The 8,199-nt window shown below is 49.0% G+C and carries 8 protein-coding genes; 1 reads left to right on the forward strand and 7 read right to left on the reverse strand.

Annotated features, from left to right (window positions below; genetic code table 11):
• Nucleotides 1–500 (forward strand): DUF4097 family beta strand repeat-containing protein (locus ACTIE6_RS11500; protein ID WP_439556771.1); only part of this gene is annotated, 500 nt, incomplete at its 5' end.
• Between the two features lie 47 nt (nt 501–547).
• Here ACTIE6_RS11500 and ACTIE6_RS11505 read toward each other — a convergent pair.
• The 7 genes from ACTIE6_RS11505 to ACTIE6_RS11535 all read right to left on the reverse strand — a co-directional run.
• Nucleotides 548–982, reverse strand: coding sequence for a MarR family winged helix-turn-helix transcriptional regulator (locus ACTIE6_RS11505; protein WP_439556772.1), 435 nt, complete (start codon nt 980–982; stop codon nt 548–550).
• Nucleotides 983–1,131: 149 nt separating this feature from the next.
• Nucleotides 1,132–2,979, reverse strand: a complete 1,848-nt coding sequence (locus ACTIE6_RS11510; protein ID WP_439556773.1) for a chloride channel protein — start codon at nt 2,977–2,979, stop codon at nt 1,132–1,134.
• A gap of 170 nt (nt 2,980–3,149) precedes the next feature.
• On the reverse strand, nt 3,150–3,836 hold the full coding sequence (locus ACTIE6_RS11515) for a hypothetical protein (RefSeq protein ID WP_439556774.1): 687 nt from the start codon (nt 3,834–3,836) through the stop codon (nt 3,150–3,152).
• A 168-nt stretch (nt 3,837–4,004) separates the two neighbouring features.
• The gene (locus ACTIE6_RS11520) at nt 4,005–5,927 is read right to left on the reverse strand and encodes a response regulator (RefSeq protein ID WP_439556775.1); all 1,923 of its coding nucleotides are present in this window, start codon (nt 5,925–5,927) and stop codon (nt 4,005–4,007) included.
• A gap of 2 nt (nt 5,928–5,929) precedes the next feature.
• On the reverse strand, nt 5,930–6,523 hold the full coding sequence (locus tag ACTIE6_RS11525) for a chemotaxis protein CheB (protein ID WP_439556776.1): 594 nt from the start codon (nt 6,521–6,523) through the stop codon (nt 5,930–5,932).
• Nucleotides 6,520–7,326 (reverse strand): CheR family methyltransferase, encoded by an 807-nt coding sequence (locus ACTIE6_RS11530; protein ID WP_439556777.1) that lies wholly within the window; start codon nt 7,324–7,326, stop codon nt 6,520–6,522. The genes ACTIE6_RS11525 and ACTIE6_RS11530 overlap by 4 nt, the downstream gene beginning before the upstream one ends.
• Before the next feature lie 11 nt (nt 7,327–7,337).
• On the reverse strand, nt 7,338–8,199 hold an 862-nt coding region (locus ACTIE6_RS11535; RefSeq protein ID WP_439556778.1), incomplete at its 5' end, for a response regulator.

Genomic DNA, 8,199 nt, shown 5'->3' on the forward strand with positions numbered 1-8,199 from the left:
GGTTTGTCAACAAACCCATGAACCTCCATATCAAGGTACCCCAAAAATTCGCGCTGAAAGCGTCGACTGTAAACGACGGGGATATCATCGTGGAGAATGTAGACGGCGAGCTGGAAATCGCCAACGTCAATGGGGAAATTTCACTTACGAATGTTTCCGGTTCGGCGGTTGCCAACACGATCAACGGGACGCTGAAAGCCACCTTCAAAACAGTCGACACCAAGTCGCCGATGGCATTCTCTACGCTGAACGGAAACGTGGATGTGACACTTCCGGCTACCGCTAAATTTGATTTAAAACTGAAATCGGACCGGGGTGAAATTTACAGCGACTTTGACGTGGAGGTTGATAAAAGTCAGCCACAGGCGACGCGCTCTTCGAAGGAAGGCATGTTCAAAGTTTCGCTGGAAGACTGGGTAAAAGGGAAGGTAAACGGAGGCGGAAGCGAGATCATGATGAAGAATATGAACGGGAATATTTACGTCAGAAAAGCGAAGTAGGCCCGCTGAGATTTTGACGTACGGAAAAGATTTTCTTTTCCGTACGTTTACTCGATCGTAGCGCCCAGTTCGAAGAGCATTTTAGAGAGCTCTTCGAGCTTTTTTGTTTTCACACTTGCCAGTATTTGCTCCGACATTGCCTCGGCAGAAACAGCCGATTCGGTCAGCACTTTCTTACCTGCATTGGCCAGCTTCACATAGCTCACCCGGGCGTCTCGACTGTTGGCCTCCCGGCGCACCATTCCCAGCTTTTCCAGTGGCGACAACATGCGGGTGATACCCGATGCAGTGAGCCCGATTTTCTCCGCCAGATCCGTGCGCCGCAGCTTCTCATCAGGCGCTTCCCCGAGGTGATAAAGGATCATAAATTCATTCAGACTTAGCCCATGCGAACTCAGCTTTGAGTCGAACTTCTTGAACATCAGCGACTGTACAGTTGTGAGGTTGAGAAAGAATTTCAATGATTGAGAAATAGCAGCCATATACTTGATTTAAGCTTGAAATGTATTTGACATTTATTTGATATATACTTGAATACTCAAATATATATCAAATAAATTGTAAATCTATGTTGTTATTAAACAATTAATTAAGATTTTGATTTTTCAAGAAAATGTTTCACGTGGCACTTCTAGCCTGAATGTGCACGGAGCAGCTGCCGGTAGCTGTTGAGGATTGCAGATTTGGAAATAAAGCCGACAAAATCGCCGTTTGTCTTCACCACAGGCAGGTTCCAGGCACCCGATTCATCGAACTTTTTAACTACGCTTACCACGCTGTCAAAGTCGCTGATCACGACCTCCGGCTTCTTCAAAAGCTGCTTCACTTCGAGCAGATCGTAAGCGCCCGGATTGAAGAAAAGCGGGCGGATATCGTCGAGCGAAATGATGCCTGCAAGCTTGTTTTCGGAGTCGGTTACTGCGATGATATTCCGGTGTCCCGAGCGTACCATATCGGCCAGTTCCTCGCGGCTTGCCTCGCAATGGATAACCTGAATATCCTTATCGATGAGGTCGAGAACGTGGAGCAAAGAGAGCAAATTACGGTCGTGTTCGCGCGTAAATATCTTACCTTGCTGTGCCAGTTTTTCGAGGTCTGGCGACACGGATGAAAACCATTTCGCGATCGAAAAAGAGGTCACCGAAACGATCATCAACGGAATGAAAAGGTCGTAGCCGGAGGTTGATTCTGCGATCAGAAATATCGCTGTCAGTGGCGCGTAAAGTACCCCGCTCATCACGCCCGCCATACCCACGATCACCAGGTTGTTGACGGGGACGTCGCTGATGCCGGCCTGCACACAGAGCAATGCAAATACATAACCGAGCGAGCCGCCCGCGAAAAGCGAAGGCGCAAAATTTCCTCCGTTCCCGCCGCTAAAAATTGTGATGGAAGCAGAGAACGCTTTGAGCAGACAGATCACCGCCACGAACACGATAACTACCCAGTCGCGGTAGCCGATGAACCTGAAAAAACTGTTCTGCATAATGCCCTGCATCTGTCCGTTCGTGATCGCTTTAATGGTATCGTAACCCTCGCCGAACAGCGGCGGATAGAGCACGCAAAGTACCGAAAGAACACCGCCGCCGACCATCGCTTTTTGAATGCGGGTCATCTTCAGATTGTGAAAAAACTGGTCGATCGTTTTTGCAATCAACACAAAATACCGGGCGTATAAGCCGCAGAGAATTCCCAGTACGAGGTAGTATGGAATGTTGTGGTAGTCGAATGCATTCCGCGTCTTGAATTGGAATAATACTTCCTCTTCCAAAAGGATTTTTGACACCAAACTTCCGCAGACAGCAGCTACAACCAGAGGTATAAAATCGGAGAATACCACGCCGGTCAGGAGGATCTCAAATGCGAACATCATCCCGGCAATGGGCGCATTGAATGCGGACGCAATACCGGCAGTGGCACCGGCAGCAAGCAGCAACGTCCGCTCGCGGTAATCGAGCTTGTAAGTACGCGCGAAGTTGGAGCCAATAGCAGCACCTGTAACCGCAATCGGACTTTCCAGACCAGCCGAGCCGCCGAGTCCCACGGTGATCGCGCTCTGCACGATTTGCGAATACATTTTGACCGAAGAAACAATGCTCGAATTCTGCGCGATTTCGTAAAGAATGGCGCCGATCCCTTTCCTGTCCTGACCTTTGAAAAGGAATATTACCACCAGCGTAGTGGTTACAATTCCCAGGAACGGAAACAGTATGTAGAAAAACACCTGCCGCTCGAAGTGGACTTTATCGGTGATAATGTAATGTATGTAGTGCACCAGTTCTTTGAGCAACACACCCGCCAGGCCGCAGGTTACGCCCACCAGGATACCCGACAGGATCAGGAACTGTGTGCGGTTTAGGACGCTTTTTAGCCAGAACAGGAGGATTTCATAACTCTTCGCTTTCCTCAGGCTGTACCGCGCAAAATCTCGCCTGTACTTTAAAAAATTGTAGAACTTCTTAATGTTGATTTTATTCACTGTTCAATGTTAGGTCTGCGCCCGTGACCTGCGGACTATATGAAGGCGGCATTCAGCCAATGCAATTACGTGTGTAGTTATGATAGCAAAATATGTTCCTGCCGGCACAGTTTCTAAACAAAAAACCCGCCGGGGCTGCCGACGGGCTTTTGCACTCGATAAAGGCTGGGTTAATTAGCTCTTGCAAGCTGCACTTCAAGCCTGATATCTACATTCCTTTCATTGTTGTTATACCGCGAGCCGCCTGTTCCGATCCCAACGCCCATTCCGCCCCCCATTCCGATGCCGCCACCCAGACCAATGCCGATCCGCGGGCTGAAACCCGACTGGGAAGACTGTCCCTCCACTTTGATATTTACGCCCAGCATGGAGGTTTCCTTTGCATTCACCGCCATCAGGCTGAACGGAATCACGATCTGCTCGGTAAGCTCCCCATTTTTGTCCATGGATATGCGTGATTTGATGCTCCCATCCGGCACGACCAGATTGATAAAATGCTGGCCGCTTCTGTCTTTCCAGACTGCTTCTTTATTGTACGAATCGAGCAGTAGATCCAGTCCCAGGCTGTTGGGCAAGTCGGTATCAATGCGCTTCAACGCTTTCCTATCTTCTTTCATCACCACCGGAAAAAGCAGCGAATAAGCTTCTTTTTTCTGGCCTTCCGGGCTGAATGCGATCTTCAAACCGCTGCTCAGTATATTCTGGATCGTCGAAGGGTCTTTTGTTTTGAGGGTAATGTAGACAAACTGATCGTCATTGATAATCCCGTATTTCAACCTCGATCGCTGATCCTGCTGGTCCGGTTTCACTTCATCCACATACGTAAAAGGCGCGTTCCATTTTGACTCGTAGGTCATTGTTTTTGAAGAACTACATCCAAAGAGGGCGGCAAGCAATACAATACTCCAACTGTTCCTGATATTTTTCATTTGTTTGGCTTAATCACGATTTAATTACAATGGATTAACGAAATCCCGCATTTAAACATTACGAAAAAGCGCAACAAATCGTTGCAGATGCGCATTTCAGGAAGCAGGTGAAATGAGCCGGCCGATTTTCTGGTGCAATTTTTCGGGTTCAAATGGTTTCGACAATGTGTCGTTCATTCCCGCTTCGAGTGCCTGCTGTATTTCCTCGGGCAGTACGGTTGCGGAAAGAGACAGGATCGGCACGGTCACTTTCAGTTCGCGCCTTACCAGCCGGGCTGCTTCAAATCCGTCCATCTCGGGCATCCTGGTGTCCATGATCACGAGGTCGAACTCCCGCTGCCGGAGTGTTTCAACCGCCTCTTTTCCATTTACCACAAGTGTTGTATCGAGCTGCCAGGCTTTCAGGTATTTTTTGAGTAAAAGTGCATTGATCGGATTGTCCTCGGCTACGAGCACTGTTCTGCCGGCAAATGGCGGCAGGCTCTGGAATGAAACTACGGGCTTTGCCTCCGCGGCTTTTTCATTCGCATCGGGCAGCAGTAATGTAAAAAAGAACTCGCTGCCTTCGTTGGTGCGACTGTTTACTTCCAGCTCGCTTCCCATGAGCCGCGCAAGCTTTTGAGAAATGGTGAGTCCAAGACCGGTACCTCCATACTGGTGAGATATGCTCTCCGATGCCTGTCCGTATTCTGAAAAGATGTTCGACAGCTGCTCGCCCGACATTCCAATCCCGCTGTCCTCTACGCTGAACCGGATCTTGTGCCCGGAACTTGCCTGTGCAACGTGGTTGATTTTCAATTTAACCCCGCCTTGAACTGTAAATTTCAATGCATTGCCGACGAGATTGAGTAATATCTGGTTGAGCCGCATTCCGTCCACCAGCATGCAGTCGGGCACAGCATCGTCTACTTCCAGGTCTAGCGAGAGCCCTTTTTCTTCGGCTTTGAATTTCATCAGGTCAATGATACCCCTTGCCAATACACGCATATCTGTGGACGTAGGGATAATGGAGAATTTACCTTCCTCAATTTTCGAAATATCGAGGATATCATTCAAGATGTTCAGCAGAGAACCCGAAGATTGCCGCAGCATATCGATCAGTTCCCGCTGTTCTACGGTCAATGCGCTTGCGGAAAGCAGGTTGCCCAGACCGATGATCCCATTCAGCGGCGTGCGTATTTCATGGCTCATATTGGCCAGAAAAGCCTCTTTGCCTTTGCGCGCACGGTCGGCCTGCTGCTGTGCATCGATCAATGCGCGTTCGTGGGCTTTTCGCTTTTCAATATCGTGTAGGTTGATAAACAGCAGCCTGTTCTTGAACATAATGCGCAGTTCAAGCCACACGGGCTGCCGCAGGCGACCATAAAAGCGGTCTTCGATCACGATGGTATGTCCGCCGATATAGGTCTTTTCAACCAAAACCTGCCGCAACGCCGATGTGTCCGGTTCTACCAGCAGATCGAGTATCGGAATGCCGACTATTCCATTCGGCGAAATACCCAGAATCGTTTCTACTGACGGATTGATCGAGAAGATCTTACCCGTTTCAGCTTCCACCGTCGCAATGATATCAGGTGAGTTAATGACGATCGTCGCGTAGTTTTCAAGCAGCTTGTTCTTGTCCCTGATCTCTTTCTGACTTCTTGCCAGCCGAATCAGCGAATCTACTTTTGCATTGGTGATGAATGGATCCAGCGGCTTGTACAGGTAGTCAATCGCGCCTGTTTTTAGTCCGCGCACCGCGTAAGTAGTCTCCTTTGATATTGCGGTTACAAAAACAATGAGAATTTCCTTTGTTTTGGGGTTGGATAAAAGAGTTTCAACGAACTCAAATCCGTCCATTCCAGGCATTTGAACATCTACCAGCGCCACTGCGATGTTGTTTTCCCAAACCATTCTCAGGGCTTCGTTCGGAGAGGTTGTAGCAAAAATCTCAATGTCATCCCTGCTGAGGATTGCGCGCAGCGAGATCAGGTTCTCCTCCCGGTCGTCCAGCAGTAATATCTTGGTATCTTCCATGGCTAAGTTGAGTGGGTATGCAGTATTTCCTTGATTGTATTTGAAAAATGGCTGCGGGACAGCAGCTTGTGCCCGCTATATTGTTGCAAAGCCGCTTCGGGCATGCGTTTAGACTCGGCATCGGCAGGATCAAGCACATAGGTTGCGCTGCCCCTTTCAGCAAGTACTTTCAGGCCAAAAGCGCCATCGGCACTCGAACCGGAAAGTAGCATGGCGGCTTTGACAGGAATGCCGGAATAAGCCGCCGATATGAACGTCGCGTCTATTGACGGTCTCGAAAAAAAATCCTTTTCAGAGGCGTCATAGTAGAACCGCTTATCGGGACCAATCAGGAGGTGATAGTCGGGTATGGCGAAATAGATGCTATCGGACTCGATGGGGTCCAGATGCTGCGGTTCACTCATAAACACATTCGTTTTATTTTTAAAAATCCTGGGAAACACAGCTGAGCTGGCTTTTCCCCTGTGCAAAACAAAGACGGCTGCGAAAGACTGCGGGCGTTCAAGGATTTGTAAAACTTCCTCAAAAAGCGCCATGCTCCCGGCAGATCCTCCGAAGAGAACCAGGCTCAGCGGGTTTGTTTTGCCATGACTCATTTGATTTTCTGGTAAATATTCAGTGAACTATCTACAATCCTGAAATAATCTTCCAGTCCCGAGTGGCGCAGCGTTTCCCGCTTTCCGAGACAAAGAAAGCCCAGAACGCTCAAACTTTCATAAAGCAGCCGGAATACGCGTTGCCTTAATTCCAGCGTAAAATAGATCATTACATTGCGGCAGCTGATGAACTGGAACTCATTGAACACGCCGTCGCCCGTAAGATCATGTAGCGAAAACACGATATTTTTCCTGATTTCAGGCGAGATTACCGCTTTGTTGTACGATACGTGATAGTAATCCGATAATGAATGCTTACCGCCTGCGAGCATATAGTTTTCGGAAAATGTTCGCACGCTGCTGAGCGTAAAAACACCCTCCCGCGCCGATGTAAGTACTTTATTGTTTAAATCGGTTGCGTAAATAAGGGAGCGGTCGAGGTATCCCGCCTCTTTCAGGAGGATCGCCATTGAAAACGCTTCTTCACCCGACGCGCAGCCTGCGACCCAGAGTCGCAATGCCGGGTAGGATTCCAGGTAGGTAAATACTTCACTTCTCACCTTCACGAAATAGTCCGGATCGCGGAACATCTCCGAGTAATTGACTGTCATTTCCTGGATCAGATCATATACGATCCCTCCGCCGGGTGCAATGTGCGCGAGCAACTGGTCCAGGTCCATTCGGTGGCTCGTGAGGTACCTGCTCGCTCTTCTTAAAAGCGACGGACGCGCATAACCCGAGAAGTCGAACCCGGATATTTTCCTGATTTCTGCAATCAGAACTTCAAGATCTGAATATTCCATTAGTACCATATTCAACCAGCTTGCAGCCAGACTTTGATCAGCGACAACAGCTTGTCGATATCGATCGGCTTGGAAATATAATCGTTTGCACCGGCTGCCATGCATTGCTCCCGGTCTCCCTGCATTGCTTTTGCAGTCACGGCGATAATAGGTAATGAGGCCCAGCGGCTGTTTTTACGTATCATCCGCGTCGCTTCTATCCCATCCATTTCGGGCATCATTACGTCCATTAGTACCAGCTCAATGTCAGAGAAATCTTCCAGTTTCTGAATCGCCTCCTTTCCATTCGCCGCAATCTCGATCTTGAAGCCTGCATCTTCGAGCACCGCGCTCAATGCGAAAATGTTGCGCATATCATCATCGGCCAGTAGGATCTTCCGGCCAATAAATGCATGTTCCGAGTAAACCACACTACTCTTGAAGGTATCCTGCTTGGGAGGCACGGGGGCTGGCTTCGCCGGCTGTACTTTTTTGAGGAACAGTTTCACCTCATCCAGCAGCCGGTCGTTGGACTTCTTGGTTTTGATCACCACCGGGTGCGAATATTTCATAACCCTGCTGAGATCAGCCTGAGAAAGGTCTTCGGCTGTATTAACCACCACCGGAATGGCTGTAAGTGCAGGGTTCTTCTTGATCTCGTCGAGCAAATCCAGCCCATTCATATCTGCAAGCCGGATGTCGAGAATAATTCCGTCCACATGTTCGCGGGCTAATATCGCCAGCGCTTCCGACGCAGAATAGGCATAGAGTACGAGAATGTTGTTCTGGGCCAGGAACTCGCCCAGGTATTTACTCTGGTAAGCATCATCTTCGATCAGCAGGATCCGCTGCTTTTCAAGGTCTTTGCCTTCCCTTTTGAGCACATTGAAGATA

Origin of the sequence: Dyadobacter sp. (assembly GCF_051859145.1) — a bacterium.
Lineage (GTDB): Bacteria > Bacteroidota > Bacteroidia > Cytophagales > Spirosomataceae > Dyadobacter.

Excerpts from the sequence above, each read along its gene's own strand:
- ACTIE6_RS11505 (WP_439556772.1), bottom strand. The coding sequence starts at position 982 with ATGGCTGCTATTTCTCAATCATTGAAATTCTTTCTCAACCTCACAACT.
- ACTIE6_RS11515 (WP_439556774.1), bottom strand. The coding sequence starts at position 3,836 with ATGACCTACGAGTCAAAATGGAACGCGCCTTTTACGTATGTGGATGAA.
- ACTIE6_RS11520 (WP_439556775.1), bottom strand. The coding sequence starts at position 5,927 with ATGGAAGATACCAAGATATTACTGCTGGACGACCGGGAGGAGAACCTG.
- ACTIE6_RS11525 (WP_439556776.1), bottom strand. The coding sequence starts at position 6,523 with ATGAGTCATGGCAAAACAAACCCGCTGAGCCTGGTTCTCTTCGGAGGA.
- ACTIE6_RS11530 (WP_439556777.1), bottom strand. The coding sequence starts at position 7,326 with ATGGAATATTCAGATCTTGAAGTTCTGATTGCAGAAATCAGGAAAATA.